This is a genomic window from Mesorhizobium sp. M1342, from assembly GCF_040317955.1.
Taxonomy (GTDB): Bacteria; Pseudomonadota; Alphaproteobacteria; order Rhizobiales; family Rhizobiaceae; genus Mesorhizobium.
In genome coordinates, this window is record NZ_JAMYLI010000006.1 from 79,930 (window position 1) to 105,930 (window position 26,001).

At 63.4% G+C, this 26,001-nt stretch carries 28 protein-coding genes and 1 pseudogene; 15 read left to right on the forward strand and 14 right to left on the reverse strand.

Annotated features, from left to right (window positions below; translation table 11 throughout):
- Positions 1 to 15: 15 nt before the first annotated feature.
- The 3 genes from fmt to truA are packed head-to-tail and all read left to right on the forward strand — an operon-like array spanning position 16 to position 2,266.
- A complete protein-coding gene (gene fmt / locus NKH06_RS07925) occupies positions 16 to 969 on the forward strand; it encodes a methionyl-tRNA formyltransferase (protein ID WP_128304189.1) in 954 nt (317 codons plus the stop codon).
- Entirely contained in the window at positions 966 to 1,472 is a 507-nt protein-coding gene (locus NKH06_RS07930) for a GNAT family N-acetyltransferase (protein ID WP_352440612.1), read from the forward strand. Before fmt ends, NKH06_RS07930 begins: the two co-directional genes overlap by 4 nt.
- 23 nt (positions 1,473 to 1,495) lie before the next feature.
- Positions 1,496 to 2,266 carry a tRNA pseudouridine(38-40) synthase TruA gene (gene truA, locus NKH06_RS07935; protein WP_127296476.1) on the forward strand — a complete coding sequence of 257 codons (771 nt, stop codon included), beginning with the start codon at positions 1,496 to 1,498 and terminating at the stop codon, positions 2,264 to 2,266.
- Here the strand turns inward: truA and NKH06_RS07940 are convergent.
- Together NKH06_RS07940 and dapE are read right to left on the reverse strand one after the other, a co-directional pair.
- On the reverse strand, positions 2,233 to 2,868 hold the full coding sequence (locus tag NKH06_RS07940) for a hypothetical protein (protein ID WP_023810762.1): 636 nt from the start codon (positions 2,866 to 2,868) through the stop codon (positions 2,233 to 2,235). The two genes, truA and NKH06_RS07940, sit on opposite strands and share 34 nt — an antisense overlap.
- 5 nt (positions 2,869 to 2,873) lie before the next feature.
- Positions 2,874 to 4,067, reverse strand: a complete 1,194-nt coding sequence (gene dapE, locus NKH06_RS07945) for a succinyl-diaminopimelate desuccinylase (RefSeq protein ID WP_352440610.1) — start codon at positions 4,065 to 4,067, stop codon at positions 2,874 to 2,876.
- Positions 4,068 to 4,194: 127 nt separating this feature from the next.
- On the opposite strand from dapE, the gene NKH06_RS07950 reads away from it, so the two are divergent.
- A complete protein-coding gene (locus NKH06_RS07950; RefSeq protein ID WP_352892660.1) occupies positions 4,195 to 5,235 on the forward strand; it encodes a 2-dehydropantoate 2-reductase in 1,041 nt (346 codons plus the stop codon).
- Here NKH06_RS07950 and NKH06_RS07955 read toward each other — a convergent pair.
- From NKH06_RS07955 to dapD, 4 genes are all read right to left on the reverse strand, one after another.
- On the reverse strand, positions 5,138 to 5,911 hold the full coding sequence (locus NKH06_RS07955) for a hypothetical protein (protein WP_128304184.1): 774 nt from the start codon (positions 5,909 to 5,911) through the stop codon (positions 5,138 to 5,140). The genes NKH06_RS07950 and NKH06_RS07955 overlap by 98 nt on opposite strands.
- 13 nt (positions 5,912 to 5,924) lie before the next feature.
- On the reverse strand, positions 5,925 to 6,302 hold the full coding sequence (locus NKH06_RS07960; RefSeq protein WP_352892661.1) for a DUF805 domain-containing protein: 378 nt from the start codon (positions 6,300 to 6,302) through the stop codon (positions 5,925 to 5,927).
- Positions 6,295 to 6,657 (reverse strand): DUF805 domain-containing protein, encoded by a 363-nt coding sequence (locus NKH06_RS07965; protein ID WP_352892662.1) that lies wholly within the window; start codon positions 6,655 to 6,657, stop codon positions 6,295 to 6,297. Before NKH06_RS07965 ends, NKH06_RS07960 begins: the two co-directional genes overlap by 8 nt.
- Positions 6,658 to 6,729: 72 nt before the next feature.
- Complete coding sequence (dapD, locus tag NKH06_RS07970; protein WP_352892663.1) at positions 6,730 to 7,584, reverse strand: 2,3,4,5-tetrahydropyridine-2,6-dicarboxylate N-succinyltransferase; 855 nt, start codon at positions 7,582 to 7,584, stop codon at positions 6,730 to 6,732.
- Between the two features lie 227 nt (positions 7,585 to 7,811).
- Here dapD and NKH06_RS07975 point away from each other — a divergent pair, with 227 nt between their 5' ends.
- Positions 7,812 to 8,657, forward strand: a complete 846-nt coding sequence (locus NKH06_RS07975; RefSeq protein WP_013528481.1) for an LOG family protein — start codon at positions 7,812 to 7,814, stop codon at positions 8,655 to 8,657.
- Positions 8,658 to 8,762: 105 nt separating this feature from the next.
- Here NKH06_RS07975 and NKH06_RS07980 read toward each other — a convergent pair whose 3' ends face one another.
- A complete protein-coding gene (locus NKH06_RS07980) occupies positions 8,763 to 9,479 on the reverse strand; it encodes a pyrimidine 5'-nucleotidase (RefSeq protein WP_352892664.1) in 717 nt (238 codons plus the stop codon).
- 160 nt (positions 9,480 to 9,639) lie between these two features.
- On the opposite strand from NKH06_RS07980, the gene NKH06_RS07985 reads away from it, so the two are divergent.
- The 3 genes from NKH06_RS07985 to NKH06_RS07995 all read left to right on the forward strand — a co-directional run bounded on the left by NKH06_RS07985 (position 9,640) and on the right by NKH06_RS07995 (position 12,209).
- A complete protein-coding gene (locus NKH06_RS07985; RefSeq protein ID WP_352775460.1) occupies positions 9,640 to 10,401 on the forward strand; it encodes a GGDEF domain-containing protein in 762 nt (253 codons plus the stop codon).
- A gap of 195 nt (positions 10,402 to 10,596) precedes the next feature.
- Positions 10,597 to 10,773: a hypothetical protein gene (locus NKH06_RS07990; RefSeq protein WP_352775462.1), complete on the forward strand. Its 177-nt coding sequence runs from the start codon at positions 10,597 to 10,599 to the stop codon at positions 10,771 to 10,773.
- Positions 10,770 to 12,209 carry a GMC oxidoreductase gene (locus NKH06_RS07995; RefSeq protein ID WP_352892666.1) on the forward strand — a complete coding sequence of 480 codons (1,440 nt, stop codon included), beginning with the start codon at positions 10,770 to 10,772 and terminating at the stop codon, positions 12,207 to 12,209. The genes NKH06_RS07990 and NKH06_RS07995 overlap by 4 nt, the downstream gene beginning before the upstream one ends.
- A 22-nt stretch (positions 12,210 to 12,231) precedes the next feature.
- Here NKH06_RS07995 and phhA read toward each other — a convergent pair whose 3' ends face one another.
- On the reverse strand, positions 12,232 to 13,068 hold the full coding sequence (gene phhA, locus NKH06_RS08000) for a phenylalanine 4-monooxygenase (RefSeq protein ID WP_128304180.1): 837 nt from the start codon (positions 13,066 to 13,068) through the stop codon (positions 12,232 to 12,234).
- A 138-nt stretch (positions 13,069 to 13,206) separates the two neighbouring features.
- Here phhA and NKH06_RS08005 point away from each other — a divergent pair.
- A pseudogene (locus tag NKH06_RS08005) lies at positions 13,207 to 13,682 on the forward strand (Lrp/AsnC family transcriptional regulator).
- Between the two features lie 117 nt (positions 13,683 to 13,799).
- The gene (gene bchE / locus NKH06_RS08010) at positions 13,800 to 15,368 is read left to right on the forward strand and encodes a magnesium-protoporphyrin IX monomethyl ester anaerobic oxidative cyclase (RefSeq protein WP_128304178.1); all 1,569 of its coding nucleotides are present in this window, start codon (positions 13,800 to 13,802) and stop codon (positions 15,366 to 15,368) included.
- Positions 15,369 to 15,376: 8 nt separating this feature from the next.
- On the opposite strand, the gene argB is transcribed toward bchE, so the two are convergent.
- On the reverse strand, positions 15,377 to 16,270 hold the full coding sequence (gene argB, locus NKH06_RS08015) for an acetylglutamate kinase (protein WP_128304177.1): 894 nt from the start codon (positions 16,268 to 16,270) through the stop codon (positions 15,377 to 15,379).
- A gap of 158 nt (positions 16,271 to 16,428) precedes the next feature.
- Positions 16,429 to 17,928 carry an amidase gene (locus NKH06_RS08020; RefSeq protein WP_352892669.1) on the reverse strand — a complete coding sequence of 500 codons (1,500 nt, stop codon included), beginning with the start codon at positions 17,926 to 17,928 and terminating at the stop codon, positions 16,429 to 16,431.
- Positions 17,929 to 18,080: 152 nt separating this feature from the next.
- Between NKH06_RS08020 and NKH06_RS08025 the strand changes: the two genes are divergently transcribed.
- The 4 genes from NKH06_RS08025 (at position 18,081) to msrB (ending at position 20,840) form a co-directional block, all read left to right on the forward strand.
- Entirely contained in the window at positions 18,081 to 18,620 is a 540-nt protein-coding gene (locus NKH06_RS08025; protein ID WP_013528490.1) for a sigma-70 family RNA polymerase sigma factor, read from the forward strand.
- Entirely contained in the window at positions 18,617 to 19,345 is a 729-nt protein-coding gene (locus NKH06_RS08030) for an anti-sigma factor (protein WP_352892751.1), read from the forward strand. The genes NKH06_RS08025 and NKH06_RS08030 overlap by 4 nt, the downstream gene beginning before the upstream one ends.
- 223 nt (positions 19,346 to 19,568) lie before the next feature.
- Positions 19,569 to 20,126 carry a fasciclin domain-containing protein gene (locus NKH06_RS08035; protein WP_023810779.1) on the forward strand — a complete coding sequence of 186 codons (558 nt, stop codon included), beginning with the start codon at positions 19,569 to 19,571 and terminating at the stop codon, positions 20,124 to 20,126.
- A gap of 210 nt (positions 20,127 to 20,336) precedes the next feature.
- Complete coding sequence (gene msrB / locus NKH06_RS08040; RefSeq protein WP_127296462.1) at positions 20,337 to 20,840, forward strand: peptide-methionine (R)-S-oxide reductase MsrB; 504 nt, start codon at positions 20,337 to 20,339, stop codon at positions 20,838 to 20,840.
- Positions 20,841 to 20,952: 112 nt separating this feature from the next.
- Here msrB and NKH06_RS08045 read toward each other — a convergent pair whose 3' ends face one another.
- The gene (locus tag NKH06_RS08045; RefSeq protein ID WP_023810781.1) at positions 20,953 to 22,548 is read right to left on the reverse strand and encodes a DHA2 family efflux MFS transporter permease subunit; all 1,596 of its coding nucleotides are present in this window, start codon (positions 22,546 to 22,548) and stop codon (positions 20,953 to 20,955) included.
- Positions 22,549 to 22,570: 22 nt separating this feature from the next.
- The gene (locus tag NKH06_RS08050) at positions 22,571 to 23,761 is read right to left on the reverse strand and encodes an HlyD family secretion protein (protein WP_352892672.1); all 1,191 of its coding nucleotides are present in this window, start codon (positions 23,759 to 23,761) and stop codon (positions 22,571 to 22,573) included.
- A gap of 132 nt (positions 23,762 to 23,893) precedes the next feature.
- On the opposite strand from NKH06_RS08050, the gene NKH06_RS08055 reads away from it, so the two are divergent.
- Complete coding sequence (locus NKH06_RS08055) at positions 23,894 to 24,628, forward strand: TetR/AcrR family transcriptional regulator (protein WP_352553170.1); 735 nt, start codon at positions 23,894 to 23,896, stop codon at positions 24,626 to 24,628.
- 23 nt (positions 24,629 to 24,651) lie between these two features.
- Here NKH06_RS08055 and yihA read toward each other — a convergent pair whose 3' ends face one another.
- Both yihA and NKH06_RS08065 read right to left on the reverse strand, forming a co-directional pair.
- The gene (gene yihA / locus NKH06_RS08060; RefSeq protein ID WP_032909086.1) at positions 24,652 to 25,311 is read right to left on the reverse strand and encodes a ribosome biogenesis GTP-binding protein YihA/YsxC; all 660 of its coding nucleotides are present in this window, start codon (positions 25,309 to 25,311) and stop codon (positions 24,652 to 24,654) included.
- On the reverse strand, positions 25,308 to 25,946 hold the full coding sequence (locus NKH06_RS08065) for a CatB-related O-acetyltransferase (RefSeq protein WP_023810785.1): 639 nt from the start codon (positions 25,944 to 25,946) through the stop codon (positions 25,308 to 25,310). Before NKH06_RS08065 ends, yihA begins: the two co-directional genes overlap by 4 nt.
- Between the last annotated feature and the right edge of the window lie 55 nt (positions 25,947 to 26,001).

Sequence of the window (26,001 nt, forward strand, 5' to 3'; positions counted from 1 at the left end):
GGTCTCGGAAGAAAAATGCCCCTTCGCGTCATCTTCATGGGCACGCCGGAGTTTTCGGTGCCGACTTTGCGCGCGATCGCCGAGGCTGGCCATGAGATATCAGTCGTCTATACCCAGCCGCCGCGCGCTGCCGGACGGCGCGGGCTGGAGCTGACACCGTCGCCGGTGCAGCGCGAGGCGGAGCGACTGGGCATCGAGGTGCGAGCGCCGGTTTCGCTCAAAGGCGAGGCCGAGCAGACCGCCTTCCGTGCCTTGCAGGCCGACGTCGCCGTGGTCGTCGCCTATGGCTTGCTGCTGCCGAAGGCGGTTCTGGAGGCGACCCGGCTCGGCTGCATCAACGGCCATGCCTCGCTTCTGCCGCGCTGGCGCGGTGCCGCGCCGATCCAGCGCGCCATCATGGCCGGCGACCTGGAAAGCGGCATGATGGTGATGCGCATGGAAGAGGGGCTGGACACCGGCCCGGTCGGGCTGATTGAAAAATGCGCCATCGAACCCGATATGACAGCCGGCGATTTGCATGATCGGTTGATGAGCGTCGGTGCTGCCTTGATGGTGGAAGCGCTGGCGCGGTTGGAAGGGAACACCCTGACATTCACCACACAAGCTGTGGAGGGGGTGACCTACGCCAAGAAAATCGATAAATCCGAGACTCGCGTGGACTGGACTCGCTCAGCAAGTGAGGTCCACAATCATATTCGCGGCCTGTCGCCCTTTCCCGGCGCCTGGTCGGAGATAGGAATTGGCGGCCGCCGGGAGCGGCTGAAACTGCTTCGCTCGACGCTGTCGCAAGGCCTGTCGCTTTGGGAAGAGTTGGGCGAGTCGGGAGGAATTCTCGATGACCGGCTGACGGTCGCCTGCGGGGCAGGCGCGATCAGGCTGGTCGAAGTTCAACGGGCGGGCGGAAAGCCCGCTGCCGCGTCGGAATTCCTGCGCGGGGCCAAGATCGAAAAAGGACTGAAATTCTCATGAGCATGATGTCGATACGCGCGGCAACGCCGCGGGATCGCGAGGCCATCCGCCTCGTCGAGGAACACGCTTTCGGCCAGCAGGCGGAGGCCGGTCTGGTCGACGCGCTGGTGACTGGCGGCAACGCTGTTGCCGAACTGGTGGCGGAAGAGGACGGCCAGGTGGTCGGCCACATCCTGTTTTCGCGGCTGTTCGTCCAGGATGGCGGCAAGACCTTCGCCGCCGTGGCGCTCGCGCCGCTGGCGGTGGAGCCTTCGTTCCATGGCAGCGGCATTGGCGGCGCGCTGATCCGCGAGGCGCATATCCGCCTCAGGGATGCCGGCGAAACGCTGGCCGTGGTGCTCGGCGACCCCACCTATTACGGGCGTTTCGGATATAGCCACACGCGTGCCGAGAACTTCGAGAGCGAATACCAGGGCGAAGCGCTGCAGGCGCTGGCTTGGGGCGACGCGCCTGACGCCGGCAGGCTGGTATACGCCTCCGCCTTCACCGCTCTCGCCGCCTAGGCGAGAGCGTATAGCCGCCCGGCATGCCGCGTTTTCGCCTCGACATCGAATATGATGGCAGCCTGTTTGCCGGCTGGCAGCACCAGGCGGATCAGCCTTCGGTGCAACAGGCGATCGAGCGGGCGATTGAAAAATTCTGCGGCGAAGCGATCAGGCTGCGCGCCGCCGGCCGCACCGATGCCGGCGTCCATGCGACCGCGCAGGTGGCGCATGTCGATCTCGTCAAGGCGTGGCCGGGCGACAAGGTGCGCGATGCGGTCAACGCCCATCTGCAGGCGGCCGGGGCGCGCATCGCCATCTTGAAAGCGACGGTCGTTTCCGACAGCTTCGACGCCCGCTTCTCGGCCATCGGCCGCCACTATCTCTACCGCGTCCTGAACCGCCGTGCCCCGGCCGCGCTCGACAAGGGCAAAGTGTGGTGGGTGCCGAAGCGGCTCGACGCCGGCGCCATGCACGAAGCGGCGAAAGTCCTGCTCGGACGGCATGACTTCACCACCTTCCGCTCGACCCAGTGCCAGGCCAACAGCCCGATCAGGACGCTGGAACGGCTCGATGTGAGCCGACAGGGCGACATAGTCGAGGTCAGGGCTTCGGCGCGCTCGTTCCTGCACAATCAGGTGCGTTCGATGGTCGGCTCACTGAAGCGCGTCGGCGATGGCGGCTGGACCGCGGCCGACCTGAAAACGGCGCTCGAGGCGCATGACCGCGCCGCCTGCGGCCAGGTGGCGCCGCCCGACGGGCTGTTTCTCACCGGTGTCGATTATCCAGTCGAGACGAGCCCGGACAGGCTCTGAACTCCGACATCGTCCGGCACGGTGATGCCGAGCAGCGTCTGCAGGCCGAACAGCACCAGCAGCGAGGCGATGAACATGCCGACGAAAACGGCGGTGCCGACCGAGGCGCCCCTGCCGATCGTGGCGTTGGTCATGCGCCAGGTCAGCACCATCGACAGGGCAAACAGGAACAGCGACACAAGGCTCGCAGCCTGGCTTGCGGACGACAGGAAAAGCCGGATCAGCGCCGAGGGCAGCATCAGCCAGGCGGTGATGGCCGAAGCCCAGTTGCTGGCGACGACGTAGTGGACGAAGCGGCCGCCGATGCCGGCGCGCGGCGCGATCAAAGCGAGCGCAACCAGCGGCAGCACCCAGGAGCCGATGTCGACCGTCGCCAGGCGCACCAGCATGCTGAAGCGCCCCGCGAAGGCGTCGGGATCGCCGATTTCGTTGGCGATGCCGACCCAGCCGACGATCAGCGCCGGTGCTGCAACGACAATGGCGAAGAAGGAATTCCAGAAGCCGTCGGCCGACAGGTCGAGCAGGCGCAGGCCGTCGGCCTTGCCGAGCATCAGTCGCCAGGCGCCCGTCAGCGAAGCTTGGGTTTCGTCCGCCGAAAGCATGCTGTTCAGCCCTGTCCGAACCAGTCTTCTATGAAGCGCTGGTAGATTTGCGTCAGCGTCTCGAGGTCGGCAATGGCGACGCGCTCGTCGACCATATGCATAGTCTTGCCGACCAGCCCGAACTCGACCACCGGACAATAGTCCTTGATGAAACGCGCGTCGGACGTTCCACCGGAGGTCGACAGCGTCGGCTCCTTGCCGACCGCCGACTTGATCGAGCCGCGCAGCGTTTCGATAAGCCTGTCGTCGCGCGTCAGGAAGACATGGCTCGGCCGGTCGCGCCAGACGAGCTCGTAGTCGACCGGCGTCTTCTTGCCCTGCCGGTACTTCTTGCGCCTGGCCGCCTGGTCGAGCCGGTTGTGGATCTCGGCCTGCAGGGTCTCGTCCGTCCAGGTGTCGTTGAAGCGGATGTTGAAGGTCGCGGTCGCTTTGGCCGCAATGACATTGGTGGCGGGGTTGCCGACGTCGATGGAGGTGATCTCCAGATTGGTCGGCTGGAAATCCCTGGTTCCCTTGTCGAAAACCGGATGCAGCAAGGCGTCGACCAGGCTCATCAGCCCGCGCACCGGATTGTCGGCAAGCAGGGGATAGGCGACATGGCCCTGGCGGCCATTGACGGTGACGGCGCCGGACATCGAGCCGCGGCGGCCGATCTTGATCATGTCGCCGAGAGCGTCCGGATTGGTCGGCTCGCCGACGACAGAGGCATCCCATTTCTCGCCCCGCGAAGCCGCCCATTCGAGCAGCTTCACCGTGCCGTTGATCGCGGGGCCTTCCTCGTCGCCGGTGATCAGCAGCGAGACCGACCCTTTCGGACCGCCATTGGCCTCGACATGGCGCGCCACGGCGGCGATGAAACAGGCAATGCCGCCCTTCATGTCGACGGCGCCGCGGCCATACATCTCGCCATTGGCGATCTCGGCGGCGAAAGGCGGATGCGTCCAGGCGGCTTCGTCGCCGACAGGCACCACGTCGGTGTGGCCGGCGAACATCAGATGAGGGCCGTTGCCGGAACGCCTTGCATAGAGGTTTTCGATATCGGGCGTGCCGTCTTCGGAAAACACCGGCCGATCGACCAGGAAACCGAGCGGTTTGAGCATCGTCTCCAGCGCGGTCAGCGCACCGCCCTCAGCGGGCGTCACCGAAGCGCAACGGATAAGGGCGGCGAGGTTTTCGGCGGGATCGGTCGGCAGCGTCATGGCAAAAGCGATAGTCGAAAGCGCAGGGCCTGTCACGGCCAGACATAGGGGCCAGCCTCATGGCTGGCGATACCGCCGATATTATGGTTTTCATGTCGTATAGTTGCGGCCCGGCGCGGGCGACAGGATGGCAGAAAAGGACAAACGGATCGTCATAGCCGGTGCCGGCAGCATCGGCTGCTATGCCGGCGGCTGCCTGGCGCTGGCCGGCCGAGAGGTCATTCTGCTGGCGCGGCCGCGCATCGAGGCAGCGTTGCGTCAGGACGGATTGCGGGTCAGCGACCTCCAGGGCCGCGATCGCTCGATCAAGCCCGAGGCGTTTGTCGTCACCGCCGATCCGGCCGTCGCCCTGCCGCCGGCGGACGTGATCCTGGTCACGGTCAAGAGCGGCGCCACGCAGGATATGGCGGACCTCATCAAGGCCCATGCCCGCCCCGATGCCGTGGTGATCAGCCTGCAGAACGGTGTCGGCAATGCCGACAGGCTGCGCGCTGAACTTGCCGGACGTACGGTGCTGGCCGGCATGGTGCCGTTCAATGTGGTGCAGTCGCCGGACAGCGAACTGCCGCTGCGCGTTCACCGCGCCAGCGACGGCACGGTAATGGTCGAGGATGGCGCCGCCGGCTTGGCCGACCTGCTTGGAGTCGAAGGGTTTGCGGTCGAAACCCATGGCGACATGAAGGCTGTGCTGTGGGGCAAGCTGCTGATGAATTTGAACAACGCACTGGTGGCGCTTTCCGGCCTGCCGCTGGCAACCGAACTGGCCGATCGACGCTGGCGGCTGATCCTGGCCAGCCAGATCGACGAGGCACTAAGAGCGATGAGAGCGTCCGGCATCGAGCCGGCGCGGATCGCCGGCCTGCGGCCGGCGCTGCTGCCGAAGGTGCTCAGGCTGCCTGACTGGCTGTTCAAGCTTCTGGCGCGGCGCATGCTGGCGATCGACGCGCAGGCGCGCTCGTCGATGTGGGACGATCTTCAGCGCGGCCGGCCGACGGAGATCGACGACTTGCAAGGCGCCATCTTGCAGCTGGCGGGGAAGGTCGGCACGCCCGTGCCGACGGTTCAGCGGATCACCGCCTTGGTGCGCGCGGCGGAAGCGGAGCGGCTTGGCTCGCCGGGCCTGCCGCCGGAGCAGGTTGTTGCACCGGCCGGCCGTCGATCAACGTGATCTTCTGCCAGATTTTCCGCGACAGGTTTGACGCCAGGTTCTCGATGTCGTTGACGCCGTCGATGACCACGTCGTCATTGACCGACTGTGCGAACAATGCGGCGATCTTGCCCGTGATCGACAGCATTTCGGAGCAATAATCGAGGTAACGGGCCAGGTCGGCGGCATTGGTGATGCGGGCGGGCGAATGCGACGTCGGCTTGAAATCGGCCGACAGTACCGCCGGATCCTTAGTGAGCTGATGCATGTCGATGACGTGGATCAGCGAGCGCAGGCCATGCAGTTGGCGAAACACCTGCTTGCGCTTGATGCGCTCCTCGGAGCGGATCAAGGCGAGAAATCCGACAATGGCGAGGATGAACATGTTGAGCGAAGCTTCGATGCCTTGCACCGACTGGACGGCATCACCGGGTTTGGAAATGCGGTCGAATGGCAGGACGGTGCCGACGAAGATGAACATCAATGCGCCGGCAACGACAGCGGCGACGATGAGGCCGCGCAGCCACCAGATCGGCGCTTCCAGGGCCTTGGCGCCCTGTGCCAGATCGCGCGACAGCGAGACCAGTTCGGCGGCAACGCCGCGCAGGCCGGCCTTGGGGAAACGCTCCGCAACACGCGTCTCCAGCCGTTCCGCGGTCTCGATGATCAGCTTCGGATCAAGCGTGCGGTAGCGCATGTCCGATCGGCCCTCACGATTGTTCCGGCTCGTTGGTGCGCCGGCCATAGCGGTTGGGTCCAGGCTGCCCCGGAAACAGGCACAACACAAGGAAGGCGACGATCGAGACCACCGGCACGAACAGGATCAGCGCGGCAATGCCCGGCTTGTCCAAATCGTGCAGCCGCTTCACCGCCAGGGCGATGTTCGACCACAGCGAGGCGATGAAGGCGACGAAGAAGATGAACGACCACATGTTGCTCTCGGCCGAACCTTCCGGCACCAGCGTGAAGCGGTAAAGCGGAAAGGCCTGGATGATGGCGACGAGCAACCCGCCAAGAAAATAGGCCGCGCGACTGACGCGGCCCGATGTCTTGAAGAAAAGCCAGGTGAGAACTGATCTGTCAGGCAAGCGGGTCCGGTCCATATTGATTGGCGCCCCTGGCGCCTTCGAGAATGCCGCATTCCACCAGAAACCAGATCGGGCCGATGAAAGGTACCAGCATGATCAGGCTCCACCAGCCCGACTTGCCGCGATCATGCCAGCGCTTGGCGTAGACTGCGAGTGCGAAATAGATCGAGGCCAGAGCGACGAGAATGCCGATGATGCCGATCTGGGCGCCGCTGGCTGTGGTCATGCGTGTGCCAAGGATCGCATCGAGAATAAAGGCAACGATGCCAATGACGATGAAAACCCCAATCGCGGCCCAGAACTTGCCACGATTGATCCGACCATCAAAACTTGTGAGCAGATACTTCCAGTCCATGTCACCCCTCCATATTGAACCAGCGCGACCGATTGTCGCGCCGGCGGAAGGTGCGCTCGCTTTGCGCAAAGATCAATCGCGGAGCAATTCGTTGATAGAGGTCTTGGAGCGGGTCCTGGCGTCGACACGCTTGACGATGACGGCGCAGTAGAGGCTCGGACCCGGCTCGCCGTTCGGAAAGGGCTTGCCCGGCATCGTTCCGGCGACGACGACGGAATTCGGCGGCACTTCGCCATAGAAAATCTCGCCGGTGGCGCGGTCGACGATCTTGGTCGACTGGCCGATGAAGACGCCCATGCCGAGCACCGAGCCTTCGCGCACGATGCAGCCTTCGACCACTTCCGAACGCGCGCCGATAAAACAATTGTCCTCGATGATGGTCGGGCCGGCCTGCATCGGCTCCAGCACGCCGCCGATGCCGACGCCGCCGGAAAGGTGCACGTTCTTGCCGATCTGGGCACAGGAGCCTACCCCGACCCAAGTGTCGATCATGGTGCCTGTATCGACATAGGCGCCGACATTGACGAAAGACGGCATCAGCACGGCGCCCGGCGCGATATAGGCCGAGCGACGCACGATCGACCCCGGCACGGCCCGAAAGCCCGACTTTTCGAAATCGACAGCGCCCCAGCCATCGAACTTCGACGGCACCTTGTCCCACCACATCGCTTCGCCGGGACCACCCTTGATGGTCTCCATCGGATTGAGCCGGAAGGACAACAGCACGGCCTTCTTCAGCCACTGGTTGACATGCCACTTGCCGTCGGCCTGCCGCTCGGCGACGCGGGCGGCGCCGCGGTCGAGCAGATCGAGCGCCGACTGGATGGCATCGCGTGTTTCGCCGCGCGTTGCCGTCGAAATCGCGTCGCGTTCCTCGAAGGCCTTCTCGATGGTCTTTTCGAGGCTCGCCAGATCGGGCTTCGACATGAATTCGCTCCATTACCAAGCTGTTAAGGGGCAACGCCTTAACCTGTTTTGAAAGTCGCGCGGACCCCCATGCATGCTTCGCCTGCCTGGGTCTTTGCATGTAGCAGGTTCTTGTCACAAAACCGCGGGACACTTTTGCGGAACCTGCTTATGTGAAGCCTTGGTGAGGGTCAATCGCGGCTGCGTCATGGGGCGGCGCAAGTTAAGAATTTGGACGGGTAGAGCATATGACACCTATGGAAAAGGCGGGCTGGACGCCACTGCCGCATTCGGACGAGGATCTGGAGCGGTCGAAGAGTGTGCCGGATACGCCGCAGACGCGTGCCGAAACCTACCGGCTCGCCTGGAACGATCCCGACTTCATGACGCGGCGCGAGTTGCGCGCGGTCAGGCTGCAGCTTGAACTCCTGAAACCGGAAATGATCCTGGCCGAACGCGGCATCCGTTCGACGGTGATCCTGTTCGGTGGCGCGCGCCTGCCGGAACCCGGCGGCGAGGCCTGGGCGGCCAAGAACGAGACGCAGAAGAAGAACCTCGAGGAAAACAGCAAATACTATGAGGAGGCGCGGAAATTCGCCCGCCTCTGCTCGCAACAGTCGGCTACCTCCTATTACCGCGAATATGTCGTGGTGACCGGTGGCGGGCCCGGCGTGATGGAAGCGGGAAACCGCGGCGCCGACGATGTCGGCGCGCCGTCGATCGGCCTCAACATCGTCCTGCCGCACGAGCAGGCGCCGAACATCTATGTGACGCCGGAGCTCTGCTTCAACTTCCATTATTTCGCTATCCGCAAGATGCATTTCGTCATGCGCGCCAAGGCGGTCGCGGTGTTTCCGGGCGGCTTCGGCACGATGGACGAATTCTTCGAGACGCTGACCCTGATCCAGACAGGGCGCATGGAGCGCGTGCCGGTGATCCTGTTCGGCAAATCCTTCTGGAAGCGGGCGATCGATCTCGATTTCCTCGCCGAGCAGGGCACGATCAGCCCCGGTGACCAGGACATCATCGACTTCGTCGACACCGCCGATGAAGCCTGGGGGATCATCAGCCGATTCTACAAGTTAGGGGAGTAGGGGAGTGGGGAATTGAAGAACTGACGAATTGAAGAACTGGGGAACTGGGGGAATTGATCCGTAGAGACCGTCCTTTATTCTTCAATTCTTCAATTCTTCAATTCTTCAATTCCCCTCTTCTTCCCCCTCCACAATCGCCGTCAGAAACCCCGCCAGATCGTCGGTGACGAAATCGACGTCGTCCTCGTTGGTCGGGTCGCGCTCCCAGATCTCGGCAAAGGTCGGCTCGAAATTGCGCGGCACGATAAGCACCGTGGTCATGCCGAGCGACTTCGGCACCGACAGGTTACGGGCAAGGTCTTCGAACATCACCGCATTGTGGCCGGTGACGGCGTGGAGTTCGGCAAACTTCTCGTAGGTCTGGCGCGCCGGCTTGGGATTGAGCCCGGCGGCGACGATGTCGAAGATGTCGTCGAAATGGTCGAGGATGCCGAGTTGGCGCGCGGTGCGCTCGGCGTGCCTGCGGTCGCCATTGGTGAAGATGAACTTGCGGCCCGGAAGCTGGCGGATGGCGGTGCCGAGAACGGGATCGGGCACCAGCCATGAATAGTCGATGTCGTGGACCTTCTCGAGGAAATCGTCGGGGTCGATGCCATGACGTGTCATCAGGCCGTTCAGCGTCGTGCCATATTCGCGGTAGAGTTCCTTCTGCAACTTGCGCGCATCGTCGCGCGGCAATGCCAGCAGCTCGCCGACATAGGCGGTCATCTTGACGTCGATCTGCGAGAACAGATTCGAATGATGCGGATAGAGCGTGTTGTCGAGATCGAAGACCCAGTCGGTGACATGGGCGAAGCGGGCGGGGTCAGGGAGCGTGGTCATAGGCTCCTTATGGCATGAAACGCGCATTCCGAAAGCGACTTTATCCACAACTTCTGCTCGTTGAGGTTGCGTAAATCGCCTCACGATTCAAATTTTAGGCATCTGGGAAAGGTGGCCTTCAGGGCTTGCTGGCAGAGAGGCAGTCTTGTGGGAGCAAGCGATGAACAGCATAATTCTGAGATCCGCCGCCGTTGCTTTCGCCTCAGTCGCGGCCTCTCTCCTGCTGACCCTGATCATCGTTCCGGCCATGGGATTTCCGGTCAATCGTACGATCTGGCTGACCTCCACCCTCTGTCCGCTGGTGCTGGCGTGGGCCGCCAGCGCAAGCACTTTCTGGCAAAGCGACAGGCTGAAAAACGCGCATCGCGATCTCGCCCGCGCTCATGCCCAGCTCGCCGCCGCGCATCGCCGACTGGCGGAAAAGGCGAGCCGCGACGACATGACCGGCATGCTCAACCGGGAAAGTTTCTTTGCCGCGCTTGACGGTTCGCGCCGCAAGTCCGATCGCGGCGCGCTGCTGATCATCGACGCCGACCACTTCAAGACCATCAATGACAATTTTGGCCACCTGACCGGCGATGATGCGCTGCTTTTGATCGCCAGCGCGATCCAGCGCGGCGTGCGCAGCGGCGATGTGCTCGGCCGCATCGGCGGCGAAGAGTTCGGCGCCTTCCTGACCGGCGCCACCGAGCAGGAGGCCAAGCGCGTCGCCGAGCGCATTCGCCGCGAAGTCGAGCTGATCCGCTTCCGGCCCGTCGACGAGCGGACCATCCCGCTCACGGTCAGCATCGGCGGCACCGTCTGCGGCGAGGAAGCCAGTGTGTCGGAGCTGATGCGCGCCGCCGACCGACGCCTCTACCAGGCCAAGCACCAGGGCCGAAACCTGACGATCCTCGATACGGATATCTCCGCGGCGGCGTGATCCGATCCGACACAACCAGCTCGTTAAGGAAATTCTAACTCTGTTTGCACTCGGTTGTGCCGTTTAGCCAGGCTTTCACTGCTTTGCGGCCAGACTTGGCACGATACTGGCTTCCACGGTGATGCATGTGTCGTTCCGGGAATTGCCGTTCTGGGAACGCCCATGCGGTACCGAAGCCCAGCCGAGAGACCAGCCATGAGTTTCATCATCAAGAAAATGTCACGCCGCGCGCTCGTGCAGGCGTTGATCGCATTGCCTGCCCTGTCTTTGTTCCGCAAGTTGCCTGATGCCGATGCAGCCGATCCAGAGCCCGACCCGAACGAGATCGTCGAGGTCAATGGCTGGATCCTGAGGCGGAGCGACCTGGCATGATCTTCGACAGCTACGAGGCGTATCGCGCCGCGAACTTCACCCCAAAAGTCTGCATCCTCGGCTCCGGCCCGGCCGGTACCACCATTGCCCGCAAGCTTGGCGCGGCCGGCATTCCGGTGGTGGTGATGGAGGCCGGTCCGCGCGAATTCAGCGACGAGTCGCAGGACTTTTGCCGGGGCAGCACGGTCGGCGATTTCTATTTCGATCTCGACATAACCCGGCTGCGGTTCATGGGTGGCAGTTCCAACCACTGGGCAGGCTGGTGCCGCGTGCTCGATAAGCAGGATTTCGAGCCGAAAGCCTGGGTACCCGATACGGGCTGGCCGATCCGCCGCACCGACATCGAACCCTATCTGCCGGAAGTGCGCGACATTCTCGACCTTCCGGCCCTCCGGCCCGATATGCCGATCTCGGACGACATTCGCTGGGTGCAGCTGATCAAGAGCCCGGCCGTGCGCTTCGCCGAGAAGTTCGGCGATGAACTCGACAAAGCCACGAACATCGCGGTGGTGCTCAACACTTGTGCCACCGAACTTGCCGGCGACGGCAAACGCGTGACTGGCGCCAGACTGTGGTCGAACGGGCAGGATGCCGGCTCATTCAGTGCCGACTATTTCATCGTCTGCACCGGTGGGCTGGAGAATTCGCGGCTGCTTCTGTGGTCGAACCAGCGCTCGAACGGCGGCGTCGTGCCGAATGCGACGGCGCTTGGCCGCTACTGGATGGAGCATCCGACCTTCGAGGGCGGCAATGCCATCCTGACCGACTACAACGCGTTCGAGGTCGATGCCGTCAACGAGGCCTTCTTCTCGCCGACACTTGCCGCCATGGAGCGGCTGCAGATCATGAATTTTGGCATCCGGCTGATCGAGACGCCGTATCCCGGCGTCAAGAGCCTTATCGCCGACCTCGCCTGCACGGCGCCCGACATGGCCGAGTGGATGTCCTCCAAGCTCAGCCAGAGGCTGCGTTGCGCCGCCCAGCTCTACGTCGCCTGGGAACAGGCGCCGCTGGCATCCAACCAGATCGAGTTGTCGAAGACCGATGTCGACCACGCCGGCGTGCCGCGCATCGAGCTACACTGGAAGAAATCGGAAATGGAGCGCCGCACACTGCTCGAAGGGCTCAGATTGTTCGGCAAGACACTGATCGAGAAGAATCTCGGCCGCGTGCGCATTGCCGATTGGATCAGCAACGGCCAGGACTATCCCACCAACGACGAGACGGCGGGCCATCATCACATGGGCGGCACGCGCATGGGCACCGACGTCACCAAAAGTGTTGTCGACGCCAACTGCAAGATGCACGGCATGGACAATCTCTATGTCGGCGGCTCCTCGGTGTTCTGCACGTCAGGTCAATGCAACCCGACGACGACAATCACCGCGCTGGCCTGCCGGCTCGGCGACCATCTGAGCAAGGTGGTCACCGCCTGACGGCTGCAGGGCAACGTGCTGCCTAGAGCATCGCCGGGTCAAGCGCCGGCTGGTCCTTGCGCCGGGCGACGATCGCCTCGAAATCGGCGGTCTGGAAGGCATCGCGCAAGGCGTCGAAGGACGGCAGCACGAAATAGGCGCGCTGGAACTTGTCGATCTCGTAGCCGGTGCGCATCACCGTTTCCAGGTCGAAGGGCACGTGGTGGGCGTCCTTGCCTTCGACCGCGAACTGCAGCTCGGTAAACGACGACATCAGGCCGGCGCCAAAGGCCTTTAGCGGCTGGCCGGCCTCCTGCATCAGGCCATATTCGGCCGTGTACCAGTAGAGCCGGGAAATCATCTCGTCGCCACCCAGCGCGATGATGTCGCCGGCCTTCTCGCCATACATCTGCATGAAATCGGCGAACACCGGTTGCGACAGCGCCGGCACGTGGCCGAAGAAATCATGGAACATGTCGGGCTCGACAATGTAGTCGAGCTCCTGCCTGGTCCGCAGCCAGTTGGTGACCGGGAAGCGGCGATCGGCGAGATGATCGAAAAACGGGGCCGCGGGAATGAGCCCCGGCACCGCGACGATCTGCCAACCGGTCAGTTTGCGCAGCTTGGCGCTGACCTCGTCGAAATCGGGAATACGGTCGAGCAGGCCGAGTTTTTCGACGCCGTCGAGATAGGAATGGTGGGCGAGCTTGCGCGTCAACTTGGTCTGGCGGTCGCACAGCGTGCGCCACACCGCCTGCTCTTCTTCGCTGTAATCGTAACCCTGCGACACGGTGAAATCGGCACGGCAGACCGAATAGTCACCGCGCAATCCTTGCGCCGCGCAGTCGCGGGCGTATTCGGCAACGCTCATCGTCGTCATGGTTTTCTCCTCGCAAATCATGAATGGCAGACGTGCCGAAAGGCTACCCGGATTTGCCGAGGGAAATCGGTTTTGATGATGGCTCGAACGGAATATTCGAGATAATATCCACTCACAAAACCCTCTCTCGGAGTGAAAATGCCTCAGTTCGACGATTTCGAGATCAAGATGCTCGATGTCCTGCAGCGCGACGGGCGCAAGCCGGTTTCCGAACTGGCGCAAGAGATCGGCCTGTCGACGACGCCGTGCGCGCGGCGTTTCGAGGCGCTGCAGGATGCCGGCATCATCAAGGGTTTTGCCGCGGTGATCAGCCGCCGCGCGGTCGGGCTGATGTCGAGGTGTTCATCCAGGTGCGCCTGGTGAGCCACAGCGACGGCTCGCCCGAAAGCTTCATCGCCGCCGTGCAGCGCATGGACGAGGTGTCGTCGTGCTGGACGATGACCGGCGACCATGACTTTCTGCTGCATGTCATGGTGCCGTCGGTCGACGAGCTCAACGCTTTCGTCATGCACCGGCTGATGCGGCTCGACGGCGTGCGCGACGTCCACACGCAGTTGGTGCTGCAGAACATCAAGGGGCCGGGCCATGTGCCGCTCGGGCATCTCCGGAAGTGAGAATGCCTCCTTTCCTCACCCCTTAAGCAAAAGCTGCACGCAAACTGCTGAAACGGGCCAAGCGCGTGTCCACATCGCCGGCCAGCTTGCGCGGACCAAATGCCCAAGAGGTCCGCCATGAAAATCGTCCTGATCAATCCGCCGCACACCGCCATCGGCAGCCGCGTGCCCGACGATCATTTGCCGCCGCTCGGCCTGCTGGCGATCGGCGGGTCGCTGATCGATGCCGGGCACGAAGTACGGCTCGTCGACGCCGAGTTCGGGCCGATGCCGCTCGATGACGTCGTGCGCAACGCACTGGAGGACCACCCCGACTTCGTCCTGATCGGCCATTCCGGCTCGACCTCGGCGCATCCGACCGCCTTGCTGATCGCTGAGCAGATCAAGCAGCGGGAGCCGGCGACCATCATCATCTATGGCGGCGTTTTCCCCACCTATCATTGGCGCGACATCCTGTCCGCAACGGATACATTCGACTTCATCGTGCGCGGCGAGGGCGAAGCGACCGTCGTGGCGCTGGTCGAGGCGCTGGAAATGCGCCAGCCACCGGCGAGCGTGGCCGGCATCGCCTATCGCGACGATCTGCGCCGTCCCTTTGCCACGCAGCCGGCCATGACCATCGCAGAACTCGATGCCTACCGCGTCGGCTGGGAACTGATCGATCACGGGCGCTACAGTTATTGGGGCGGCAAGCGTGCCGTGGTCATGCAGTTTTCGCGCGGCTGTCCGCATCTGTGCAACTATTGCGGCCAGCGCGGCTTCTGGACCCGCTGGCGGCATCGCGATCCCGTAAAGTTCGCCAAGGAGATCGCCTGGCTGCACCGCGAGCACGGCGTCGAACTGATCAATCTCGCCGACGAGAATCCGACGGTCTCGAAGAAGGCCTGGCGCGTCTTCCTCGACGCCCTTATCGCCGAGAACGTGCCGGTGCTGATCGTCGGTTCGACCCGTGCCGACGACATCGTGCGCGATGCCGACATCCTGCATCTCTACCGCAAGGCCGGTGTCATCCGCTGGCTGCTCGGCATGGAAAACACCGACGAGCAGACGCTTCAATTGATCCGCAAGGGCGGCAGCACCTCATCCGATCGCGAGGCGATAAGGCTGCTGCGCCTCAACGGCATCCTGTCGATGGCGACCTGGGTGGCCGGCTTCGAGGATGAGGGGTTTCGCGACCTATGGCGCGGCTTTCGTCAGCTTATCGCCTATGACCCGGACCAGATCCAGGCGCTTTATGTGACGCCGCATCGCTGGACGCCGTTCTTCCGCATCGCGCGGGACCGCAAGGTGATTCAGCAGGACGCGCGCCTGTGGGACTACAAGCACCAGGTGCTGCAGATGACGCGGCTGAAACCTTGGATGCTGTTCTTCAGCGTCAAGCTGATCGAGCTGGCGGTGCAGTCGCGGCCGAAGGCGCTGGCGCGCATCCTGTTCCATAGGGATCCCGAGCAGCGCCATTCGATGCGCTGGTATACGCAGATGGGCCGCCGCGTCTGGTTCCGCGAGGTGTGGGGCTTTCTAGTCCACGACATCAGAGTGAAAGACGGCCCCACACTTGCCGAGTTCTGGGGCGCGCCGCAGGACGCTGAGGAGGAATCGATGTCCGTTCGACGCCCGGCCAGAAAGCCTGCCATTCCCATCATCGGCAATATTGAAGATTCCGAGGCGAAAAAGTTAGCCGGCTGACGAGCCCCTCAGGGCACGATCAGCGTGCCGGCACCATGCTCGGTGAACAGTTCCAGCAGCACCGCATGCGGCGTCTTGCCGTTGAGGATGACGACGCCTTCGACGCCGCGTTCGATCGCTTCGATGCAGGTCTCGACCTTGGGGATCATGCCGCCCGAGACCGTGCCGTCCTTGATCAGCGCCTTGGCCTCGGCCACGGTCAGTTCGTCGATCAGCTTCTTGTTCTTGTCGAGCACACCCGGCACGTCGGTGAGGAACAGCAGGCGCGTCGCCTGGCAGGCGCCGGCAATGGCGCCGGCAAAGGTGTCGGCATTGATGTTGTAGGTGTGGCCGTCGCGGCCTGGCGCCACCGGCGCCAGCACCGGGATCATCTCGGAGCGTGCCAGAAGATCGAGCAAGGTGCGGTCGACCTCGACCGGCTCGCCGACGAAGCCGAGATCGAGCACGCGCTCGATGTTGGAGTCCGGGTCGATCATGGTCTTGCGGGCCTTTTCGGCGAACACCATGTTGCCGTCCTTGCCGCACAGGCCGATCGCCCATTCGCCCTCGGCGTTGATCAGCGCGACGATCTCCTTGTTGATCGAACCGGCCAGCACCATTTCGACGATCTCGACCGTCTTCTGGTCGGTGACGCGCAGGCCGCCCTCGAACTTCGATTCGATGCCCATCTTGGCCAGCATGGCGCCGATCTGCGGGCCGCCGCCGTGGACGACGATCGGGTTGACGCCGGACTGCTTGAGCAGCGCGATGTCGCGCGCGAAGGCCTTGCCGAGCTCGATGTCGCCCATGGCATGGCCGCCATATTTCACCACGACCGTCTTGTGCTCGTAGCGCTGCATGTAGGGCAGCGCCCGCGACAACAGGGCTGCCTGCATTTCGGCGGTGGCGGTTACTTCCGTCATCGGCTTGGCTCCCGGCTTTTTATTTTAAGCATGTCGCTGTCCCAAACCGCTGGACACTTCTGGGCGACATGCATCAGGTAAGGACGGCGGCGTCTTAGCGGGAATTGGCGTCGCCCGCAAATGGCTTTGCTGTCATATTCGAGCGCTTCACGACCTCGTCATTGTGTCGGCACCATCAGCGGCGCCCTGCGGTCCAGCCAACCCGAGATCTTCTCCATCTGCGCGGCGAGCGACAAAAGCGTCTCCTCGTCGCCCGGACGGCCGGCCGCCTGGACGCCGAGCGGCAGGCCGGCGTCAGTGACATGGACCGGCAGCGCGATCGACGGCTGGCCGCTGACATTCTGGATCGCCGGCCAATGGGTGAACCAGAGGCTCTTGTCCATCAGCTGGCCGAAGAACGGCTTCAGCTTCAGCAAGGGCGTCAGATGAAGCTTGTCGAGCAGGTTCTCGATGAGTTCGTCGGCGCCTTTCGGATCCATGGCGCCGCAGGCGAGCGGCGGGTGGGCAATGACCGGCATCAGCACGGCGTCATACCGCGCAGTCTCCGAAATCAGCCGTCGCGAGGCGGCATGCAGCCGCTGCAGGTCGGCATAGGTCTCGCCCGCCGACACCAGTTCGCCGAAGCGGGCGAGCACGCGCGTCGCCCGCTCGATGTCACCGGTAACGGAGCGCCCGACACGCAGCGCTTCGGCGCGCATCGTGCCGGCAACGGCGGAGGCAACCGTCCTGCAGAAATCGGCGAAGAAATCGCGGCCGATAAAGGGCAGGTCGATCTCTTCGACCGTGTGGCCGCCCTCGCGGGCAAGCGCCACCGCCGTGTCGAGCGCCTTGAGCGTCTCGTCCGAGATCGGCAGGCCAAGCGGCGATTTGCGGTACACGGCCAGGCTGAGCTTGCCGGGATCGCGCGCGGCGGCAGCCGCGAACGTGCCTTTCGGCGGCGGCGCGGCATAGGGCGACAGAGGATCGGGGCCGTGGATGAGGTCGAGCAGCAGCGCGCAATCGCGCACCGAACGGGTGAGCGCATGGTCGACGACCATGCCGTACCAGCTTTCGCTCACCAGCGGCGTCAGCGGTGTGCGGCCGCGCGACGTTTTCAGGCCGACAAGCCCGGTGCAGGCGGCAGGCACGCGGATCGAGCCGCCGCCATCGGAGGCATGCGCCACCGGCACGACGCCGGCTGCGACCAAGGCTGCCGAACCGCCCGAAGAGCCGCCGCTGGTATGGCCGGTGTTCCACGGATTGCGGGTGATGCCAAAGGCCCTGGATTCGGTCATCAATCGAAGCCCGTGCTCCGGCGATGTCGAGGTGACGATCGGGATAAGCCCGGCAGCGAGATAGCGGTCGGTCAGCACCGAATTGACATCGGCCAGCCATGCCGGAATGCGGCTGCCGCCATGCGTCGGCACGCCCTTGATGGCGATGCCGAGATCCTTGATGGCGAAGGGAACACCGGCCAGCGGCAGCGAGCGGTCGATGGTCTTGGCGCGGGCCCGGGCGGCATCGTAGAGCGGTTCGGCCGTGGCATTGATGTCGGGACGGGTGGCCTCGGCGCGGGCAATCGCCGCGTCGGTCAGCTCGACGGCCGAAACGTCGCCCTTGCGGACCAGATTGGCGAGGCCCGTGGCATCTTCTTCCCAAAGGATCCGTTCGACCGACATGCGCGCTCCCCCATCACTGAGGGCAAGCTAGCCAGTGGCGATTCCATTGGCAATCGGTGGACGGATCCGGGCTGGCGACACACAAAAGCTTAGGCGTGCACAAGATTATTTCCGCCGTTGCAAATACATCGCAATCGCCTAACTTGCCTGCAATGACGCCGCAGGACATCACCAAGCTGATCGTTCGGACTTCGATGAAGGATCGGGCCGCGTTCGATCTGCTTTACCGGCAGACCAGCGCGAAACTTTTTGGCGTCTGCCTTCGTGTCTTGAACGACCGGGGAGACGCGGAAGAAGCGCTGCAGGAAGTCTTCGTCAAGATATGGACGAAGGCGGATCGTTTTGCGGTCTCCGATCTAAGCCCGATCTCCTGGCTGGTGGCAATCGCGCGCAACCATGCGATCGATCGCATACGAGCGCGGCGCAAGCCTGCCGCCGACATCGATGCCGCGCTCGACGTGGCCGATCCGGCGCCGGGGCCTGAAGCGATGGCGGTGGCGGGAGACGAATCCGAACGTATCCACCATTGTCTCGATGAGTTGGAGAAGGACCGGGCAGCCGCCGTACGGGGGGCCTATCTCAAGGGCGAGAGCTATGCCGAACTGGCGGAGCGCCATGGCGTGCCGCTGAACACGATGCGGACATGGCTGCGCCGCAGCCTGTTGAAACTCAGAGAATGTCTGGAAAGATGACGCTGGCAGAAGACACAGGACCGGAACGTGGAGGCGACGACCTGCTCGCCGCCGAATACGTTCTCGGCGTGCTCGATGCCGACGAACGCCAGATCGTCTCCCGCCGCATCGATGCGGATACCGTTTTCGCCCGTCTTGTCGAGGGATGGGAGGTCAGTCTCTCACCGCTTGCCGCCGCCTATCCGGAAGTCGAGCCGTCGGTTTCGGTGAAGACCGCAGTCGACCGCCGCCTGTTCGCCAACGCTGCCGCGGCGACCACGCCCGCCGAATCGCGCGGCGGCCTTTGGTCCAGCCTGGCCTTCTGGCGCGGCTTTGCCGCAGCCGCGGTTGCGGCACTGGCGATTTACATCGTCGTGCCCACTCTCAACCCGCCGGTCGAGCAGCCGCAGGCGCGCCTCGTCGCTTCGCTGGCCGCCGAAGGCAGCGACGTCAGATATCTCGCCGTCTATGATGGCGCGCATCACGAAATCGGCCTGTCGCATGTCTCCGGTGAGCGTGCTTCCGGCAAGGACTTCGAGCTGTGGATGATCGAGGGCAAGAACCCGCCGGTGTCGATGGGCGTCATTCCGGCCGGTGCTACGGCACATATTGTCGTCTCGCCGGCGGCCCAGCAGAAGCTTGCCCAAGGCGCGGTGCTTGCCGTCAGCCTCGAGCCGTCAGGCGGTTCGCCGACCGGACAGCCGACCGGACCGGTAGTCGCCGCCGGCGACCTGAAGAGCATCTGACCGGCTCCGCGCGCCTGAAAAATCACAAAAGACTATCATAAGTCTATCCCTCGCTGAACATGCCCATAGACAGCATGTCGGCCGCGACCGATTCCTTGGCAAATCTGCCGGGCGCGTTAGATAAAATCAAAAATCACGATATTCTTGAAACTCGGGCGATTTTGTTCCGTATCTCCTCGCGTCCCCAAAGATGGGAAGAGAAAAACCCGAGGAGTTCGACATCATGCGTAGATACGCCACCCTTTTGCTCGCCGGTACGATCGCCGTTTCGGCCCTTGCCACCGCCGCCTATGCCGAAAACCCGATGGTTGGCGGCGCCGCGATGTTTGCCGACAAGAACATCGTCGAGAACGCCGTGAACTCGAAGGACCACACCACGCTGGTCGCCGCCGTGAAGGCCGCCGGCCTTGTCGAGACGCTGCAGGGCGCCGGTCCGTTCACCGTGTTCGCTCCGACCAACGAGGCCTTCGCAGCCCTTCCGGCCGGGACGGTCGAGACGCTGCTCAAGCCTGAAAACAAGGACAAGCTCACCAAGATCCTCACCTGCCATGTCATCGGTGCCAAGGCGATGGGGGCGGACGTGGCCTCGATGGCCAAGGCTGACGGCGGCACCCACAAGGTCAAGACGGCCGGCGGCTGCGAGCTGTCGCTCAAGGCTGACGGCGGCAAGGTCACCGTCACAGACGAGAACGGCAATGTCGCCAATGTGACGATCGCCGATGTCGAGCAGTCCAATGGCGTCATCCACGTCATCGACAAGGTTCTTTTGCCGAAGATGTAACAAGGGGCTTGCTGCCGGCGAACTGGCAGCAAGGGCCCTCCGTCGATTGCACGATCCCGCTCTGTGATCCGCAATTGACCCGCGCACTCCGCGCCTCCCACATTCGGATGTGGGTGGGCGCGGAGTGTTCGTTCGAGGGGCTTCCGTCACCGGCTTTAGATTTCCGCGCGACGGTATAGTTTGGCAAAAGGACATCAGGAGGAACTGGTCATGAACCGTCGCGACTTTCTTTTGAGCGGTGCCGCCGCCATCGGCGTCGTCGGGATCGCGGCAACGATGCTGCGCATGGGTGATCCGCAGGCAGCACAGGCCGCCGAAAAATTCGAAGTCACCAAGACCGACGCCGAGTGGAAAGCCATCCTGTCGCCTGCCGCCTTCGACGTGCTGCGCAAGGAAGGCACGGAGTATCCCGGCACCAGCCCGCTGCTCAACGAACACCGCAAGGGCATCTTCGCCTGTGCCGGCTGCGACCTGCCGGTCTATTCGTCGGAGACGAAATTCGATTCCGGCACCGGCTGGCCGAGCTTCTGGCAAGAGATCCCCAAGGCTATCGGCACGACCGTGGACCGCTCGCTCGGCATGACGCGCACCGAGGCGCATTGCCGCCGCTGCGGCGGCCATCTCGGCCACGTCTTCGACGACGGTCCGGCGCCGACCGGCCTGCGCCACTGCATCAACGGCGTCGCGCTGACCTTCAAGCCCGCCACAGCCTGACAAATTCCAACTGGATATGAAAACTCCGGGCTTGCGGGCCCGGAGTTTTTTGCGCGGTCAGAGCTTTTTCAGGCGTGGACTGGAGGAGCTTCCCGAAACAGCTGCCCACGTATCAGTGGCCGCCGCCGCCACCTCCGCCCGCCGCGGCCGGCTTGCGGATCAGCATGGTGAACATGCCAAGCGTCGCAAACAGCACCGTCAGCATGAAGAACACATCCATGAAGGACAGCAGCGCCGCCTGCTGCTGGACCATGCCAGACAGCTTGGAGATCGCGGCACTTGTCGCGTCGAGGCCGGGGGTTTGCTCGAAATTGAGCGTCATGTTCTGCAGCTTGGTCTGCGCGGCTTCACTGCCCCATTGCACATGTTCGGAGAGCCTTGCGTAGTGGAAGGCATTGCGGTCGATCAGCACGGTATTGATCAGGGCGAGGCCAACCGCACCGCCAAGGTTGCGGGTGAGGTTGAACAGGCCTGAAGCGTTCTTCAGCCGCTCGGGCGGCAAGGTGCCGAGCGCGATGTTGTTGATCGGCACCATGCACAGCATCATCGAACAGCCGCGCAGGATTTGCGGGATGAGCAGCTCATAGAAATCCCAGTCGGCGGTCAGATGCGTCATCCACCAGGTGCCGGTGGCGAAGCCGAAGAAGCCGATCATCATCATCAGCCGCGGGTCCATCTTATTCGACAGGATGCCCGAGATCGGCGCGGTGAAGAACATGGCCAGGCCGCTGACGAACAGCGCCTCGCCGATCATCATCGAATCGTAGCCACGGATGCGCCCGAGATACACCGGGTAGAGATAGGTCAGGCCGTAAAGGCCGATGCCTATGACGAAGGAGAACAGCGAGCCGAAGGCGAAGTTGATGTTGGTGAAGGCCTTCAGGTCGACGATCGGCTCCTCGGCGGTGAACGCCCGCCAGAAGAACAGCACCGCGCCGATGGTCATGACAATGGCGCAGATGAAGACGCCCTGATCCTGCATCCAGTCATTGTTGGGACCCTCCTCGAGCACATATTCCATGCAGCCCAGGAGAGCCGCCATGCCGGCGAGGCCCCACCAGTCGAACTTGCTGAACAGCTTGAGGTTGGGTTTGTCGAAGTCGATCAGCGTCCAGGCCGCCGCTGTGACCAGGATGCCGGGCACGACATTGACCAGGAACAGCCAGTGCCAGGACATGGCATGGCTGATGTAGCCGCCGACAGTCGGGCCGATGGTCGGCGCCAACGTCGCCACCAGGCCGATCATCGGCGAGACGAAGGCGCGGCGCGAGGGCGGGAAGATGGTGAAGGCAGCGGCGAAGACGCTCGGGATCATGCCGCCGCCGATGAATCCCTGGACGGCGCGGTAGACGATCATCTGGTCGATGTTGGTGGCGGTCGCCGCCAGCGCACTGGCCGCGGTGAAACCCGCCGCCGAGATCGTGAACAGCACGCGCGTCGACAGCATCCGGCTGAGGAAGCCTGACAGCGGGATCATCACCACTTCGGCGATCAGATAGGCGGTCTGCACCCACGGGATTTCGTCGGAGCTGGCGCTCAGGCCGGCCTGGATTTCCGACAGCGAGGCGGAGACAATCTGGATGTCGAGGATGGCCATGAACATGCCGAACACCATCGCCAGGAAGGCGATGACGCGCCGCGTCGAAATGGTGTCAGGCACAGCCGGCCTCGCCGGCGGCGCTCCTGCTGTCAGGGTTGCGGTTGCCATGGCATTGCTCCCCGGCGGCCGCTCAGTTCGACGCTGCCGCTGATGCCGAACCAGATGGGGCGGTACGGCTGTCGACGGCGACGACGACGCTCAGGCCGGCGCGCAGCTTGCCGCTCTTCAGCGCATCGGCGGGCACATCGATGCGGACCGGAACGCGCTGCACGACCTTGGTGAAGTTGCCGGTGGCGTTTTCGGGCGGCAGCAGCGAGAACACGGCACCCGAAGCCGGCGCCAGCGACGAGACGGTCCCCTCGAAGTCCTGGCCGTCGGTCGCATCGACCGAGATCTTGACCTTCTCGCCGGGCACCAGCCGGGCAAGCTGCGTCTCCTTGAAGTTGGCGACGATGTAGAGCTTGTCCATCGGCACGATGACGGCGAGCTTCTGGCCGGGGCTGACAAGGTCGCCCTGTTCGACCGAGCGGTTGCCGACGATGCCGTCATAAGGCGCCTTGAGCACGGTGAAGGAAAGATCGCGCAGCGCCTTGTCATGGCTGAGCTGCAGGGACGCCAGCGTGCTCGCCGATTCCGCGCGTTGCGCCTGCAGCACGCCGATATTGGCCTGCGCGGCGGCGATCTGTGCGTCGGCGCCGACAAGGGCGGCATCGGCCTGCTGGACCGCCGTTTGGGCGTCGTCCAGCTGCGCCTGCGTGCCGACATGCGTCTTGAGCAGCTGCAAGGCGCGCGCCGCGACCTTGGCTGCATTGTCGGCCGCGGCCTGGTCGGCGACCTTCTGCGCCTGCGCCTGCTGCAGCGAGGCGCGGGCCGCGTCGGTCTGGGCGTCGATACGGTCGAGCGTCTTGCTCAAGGTGGCGATCTGCGCCTCGGCCTGGGCGACGGCAATCTTGTAATCGCCGTCATCGACGACCAGCAGCGGATCGCCGGCCTTGACCGACTGGTTCTCGCTGACCTTGACCTGATCGACATAGCCGGAAATCTTGGGCGAGATGAACGCCATGTCCGCCTGGACATAGGCGTCGTCCGTCGAGATCATGAAGCGGCCCGTTGTCCAGTAATCGTAACCGTACCAGGCGCCGGCGCCGAGCAAGGCAACGCCGATGATCGGCAGCAGAAAGGAACGCACCGAGCGCTTCTTCTTGGCCGGGGCCTCTGCCGGCGGCGACGAGACGGGCTGGACAGGCGCTTCCGTCGCCGGCGCAACCTTGGCGTTGGGGAAGGGACGGACTTCGGCTGTGGTCGGCGCGTTCGAGGACATGACATCTCTCTAAAGTTATAATATGATACTGAACCGTTCGGTTCGATCCGGCCGTTGACATAGCGCGTAAAGAGGACCATATCAAGGGCAATCGAACCGCTTGGTTCGAATTATTTTCGAGGTGTGACTTTCATGGCCGAGACCCCGCCCAATGTCGAAAACGAGTCGTGCGACGACCTGTTGGAAAGCTTGCGCCGTGGCCGCCCGGCCGCGGGGCAGGATCCGGTCAAGCGCAGCCAGATCATCGATGGCGCCCGTCGTGTCTTCATCGACAAGGGCTTCGAAGCCGCCTCGATGAACGACATCACCCGCGAGGCCGGTGTCTCCAAGGGTACGATCTACGTTTACTTCGCCAACAAGGAGGAGCTGTTCGAGGCGCTGATCGAGGAAGAGCGCGGCACCATCTTCAAGAACATGTATGACGTGCTGGACAACGCCGACAACCTGCGCGAGACGCTGGTGAAGTTCGGCAAGGTGCTGGCCCTCAAGATCACGTCGGCCAAGGTCATCCAGGCGCAGCGCACGGTGATCGGGGCATCCGACCGGATACCCGACATGGGCGCGCGTTTTTACGAGCGCGGCCCCAAGCGTGGCCACGACAAGGTCGCGGCCTTTCTCAATGCCGCCATCGAGCGCGACCTGCTGCGCATCGACGATGTCGATCTTGCCGCCTATCAGTTCACCGAACTGTGCCTTGCCGGTCTGTTCCGCCAGTGCATCTTCGCCTACCGCACGAAAGCCCCGACCCCGGACGAGATCGATCACATCGTCAGGTCAGGCGTCAGCATGTTCCTCAGGGCATACGGCACCGAAAGGCTTGTGGCGGAAGAAGGCCATCAGACGATTGCTATCGAGGCCAAGCCGTAGGCCATGCTCTAAGGTGTGGATGCTTAGCCGCCATTGGCGGCAAGCACGATGGCCGCCTGCAATTCCTGAAGGCCCTCGGCTTTTTCCGAAGACGTCGCCAGCACGAACGGAAACGCCGCCGGCCGCTTCTTGATCTTTGCCAGCGTCTCCTCGATCAGCCGCGGCACGCCGGCAGTCTTGATCTTGTCGGTCTTGGTCAGGACGATCTGGTAGGACACCGCCGCCTTGTCGAGCAGCGACAGCACTTCATCGTCCTTGGCCTTGATGCCGTGGCGGGCGTCGATCAGCACATAGACACGCTTCAGCGTGACGCGGCCCTTGAGATAGTCGAAGACCAGCTTGGTCCACTCGTCGACTTTCTCCTTCGGCGCGGTGGCGTAGCCATAGCCGGGCATGTCGACCAGCGCCAAGGGCGGCAGGTCGGCGCCCTCACCCGAAAATCCGTCCGGCACGAAATAGTTGAGTTCCTGCGTGCGCCCCGGCGTGTTGGAAGTGCGCGCCAGCCCCTTCTGGTTGACAAGTGCGTTGATCAGCGACGACTTGCCGACATTCGAGCGGCCGGCAAAGGCGATTTCCGGCGGCCCTTCCGGCGGCAGGAACTTCATGGCCGGAACGCCGCGAATGAAGATCCATCCTCGCGTAAACAGTTCGGTGCCGATTGTGCTGCTGTTCAGAGCGTTCAAGCTGCTGCCTCCAGAAGAGAAATATTGGCACCCCGGATAGCATCGAGGTTGCGGCTGACCTTGTCCACCGGCCAGTCCCACCACGCCACCGCCAGCAGCCGCCTGATTGTCCGGTCGTCGAAACGCATCTTTACCACCTTGGCCGCGTTGCCGGCGACGATCGCATAGGGCGGCACGTCATGTGTCACCACCGATTTCGCGGCAACGATGGCGCCGTGGCCGATTTCCACCCCGGGCAAGATCACCGCCTCCATGCCGATCCAGACGTCGCTGCCGACAATGGTGTCGCCGCGCACTTCCCTAGACCAGGTCGCCGGGTCAAAACCCTTTTCCCAGCCATGGCCGAAAATATTGAACGGATAGGTCGAAAAGCCGGACATAGCGTGGTTGGCGCCGTTCATGATGAAGCGCGCGCCCTCGGCGATGGCGCAGAACCTGCCGATGATCAGCTTGTCGCCAATGAACGGATAATGGTGCAGGACGCATTTTTCGGCGAATTTGTCCGGACCGTCGGGGTCGTCATAATAGGTGAAGTCGCCGACCTCGATGTTCGGCGCGTTCACCAGCCCCTTGAGGAAGCCGACGCGGGTATGCATCGGGATCGGGTGCTTGATGTCTGGGTTGGGTCCGTCCATGTCGAAATCCGTCAGAGAACTGGCCGCCAGGCGCATCCGAAACTCGAATGCGCCC

What these genes read in the sequence shown, in the direction of transcription:
- NKH06_RS07975 (WP_013528481.1), top strand. Translation starts at nt 7,812, where the DNA reads ATGACACCTATGGAAAAGGCGGGCTGGACGCCACTGCCGCATTCGGAC.
- NKH06_RS07955 (WP_128304184.1), bottom strand. Translation starts at nt 5,911, where the DNA reads ATGCGCTACCGCACGCTTGATCCGAAGCTGATCATCGAGACCGCGGAA.
- dapE (WP_352440610.1), bottom strand. Translation starts at nt 4,067, where the DNA reads ATGACGCTGCCGACCGATCCCGCCGAAAACCTCGCCGCCCTTATCCGT.
- phhA (WP_128304180.1), bottom strand. Translation starts at nt 13,068, where the DNA reads ATGACGACGATGAGCGTTGCCGAATACGCCCGCGACTGCGCGGCGCAA.
- NKH06_RS08025 (WP_013528490.1), top strand. Translation starts at nt 18,081, where the DNA reads ATGACGCCGCAGGACATCACCAAGCTGATCGTTCGGACTTCGATGAAG.
- NKH06_RS07985 (WP_352775460.1), top strand. Translation starts at nt 9,640, where the DNA reads ATGAACAGCATAATTCTGAGATCCGCCGCCGTTGCTTTCGCCTCAGTC.
- NKH06_RS07940 (WP_023810762.1), bottom strand. Translation starts at nt 2,868, where the DNA reads ATGCTTTCGGCGGACGAAACCCAAGCTTCGCTGACGGGCGCCTGGCGA.
- msrB (WP_127296462.1), top strand. Translation starts at nt 20,337, where the DNA reads ATGAACCGTCGCGACTTTCTTTTGAGCGGTGCCGCCGCCATCGGCGTC.
- NKH06_RS08030 (WP_352892751.1), top strand. Translation starts at nt 18,617, where the DNA reads ATGACGCTGGCAGAAGACACAGGACCGGAACGTGGAGGCGACGACCTG.
- NKH06_RS07965 (WP_352892662.1), bottom strand. Translation starts at nt 6,657, where the DNA reads ATGGACTGGAAGTATCTGCTCACAAGTTTTGATGGTCGGATCAATCGT.
- NKH06_RS07930 (WP_352440612.1), top strand. Translation starts at nt 966, where the DNA reads ATGAGCATGATGTCGATACGCGCGGCAACGCCGCGGGATCGCGAGGCC.
- fmt (WP_128304189.1), top strand. Translation starts at nt 16, where the DNA reads ATGCCCCTTCGCGTCATCTTCATGGGCACGCCGGAGTTTTCGGTGCCG.
- dapD (WP_352892663.1), bottom strand. Translation starts at nt 7,584, where the DNA reads ATGTCGAAGCCCGATCTGGCGAGCCTCGAAAAGACCATCGAGAAGGCC.
- NKH06_RS08055 (WP_352553170.1), top strand. Translation starts at nt 23,894, where the DNA reads ATGGCCGAGACCCCGCCCAATGTCGAAAACGAGTCGTGCGACGACCTG.
- NKH06_RS07980 (WP_352892664.1), bottom strand. Translation starts at nt 9,479, where the DNA reads ATGACCACGCTCCCTGACCCCGCCCGCTTCGCCCATGTCACCGACTGG.
- NKH06_RS08020 (WP_352892669.1), bottom strand. Translation starts at nt 17,928, where the DNA reads ATGTCGGTCGAACGGATCCTTTGGGAAGAAGATGCCACGGGCCTCGCC.
- bchE (WP_128304178.1), top strand. Translation starts at nt 13,800, where the DNA reads ATGAAAATCGTCCTGATCAATCCGCCGCACACCGCCATCGGCAGCCGC.
- truA (WP_127296476.1), top strand. Translation starts at nt 1,496, where the DNA reads ATGCCGCGTTTTCGCCTCGACATCGAATATGATGGCAGCCTGTTTGCC.
- NKH06_RS08065 (WP_023810785.1), bottom strand. Translation starts at nt 25,946, where the DNA reads ATGGACGGACCCAACCCAGACATCAAGCACCCGATCCCGATGCATACC.
- NKH06_RS07995 (WP_352892666.1), top strand. Translation starts at nt 10,770, where the DNA reads ATGATCTTCGACAGCTACGAGGCGTATCGCGCCGCGAACTTCACCCCA.
- NKH06_RS08045 (WP_023810781.1), bottom strand. Translation starts at nt 22,548, where the DNA reads ATGGCAACCGCAACCCTGACAGCAGGAGCGCCGCCGGCGAGGCCGGCT.
- NKH06_RS08035 (WP_023810779.1), top strand. Translation starts at nt 19,569, where the DNA reads ATGCGTAGATACGCCACCCTTTTGCTCGCCGGTACGATCGCCGTTTCG.
- NKH06_RS07950 (WP_352892660.1), top strand. Translation starts at nt 4,195, where the DNA reads ATGGCAGAAAAGGACAAACGGATCGTCATAGCCGGTGCCGGCAGCATC.
- argB (WP_128304177.1), bottom strand. Translation starts at nt 16,270, where the DNA reads ATGACGGAAGTAACCGCCACCGCCGAAATGCAGGCAGCCCTGTTGTCG.
- NKH06_RS08050 (WP_352892672.1), bottom strand. Translation starts at nt 23,761, where the DNA reads ATGTCCTCGAACGCGCCGACCACAGCCGAAGTCCGTCCCTTCCCCAAC.
- NKH06_RS07990 (WP_352775462.1), top strand. Translation starts at nt 10,597, where the DNA reads ATGAGTTTCATCATCAAGAAAATGTCACGCCGCGCGCTCGTGCAGGCG.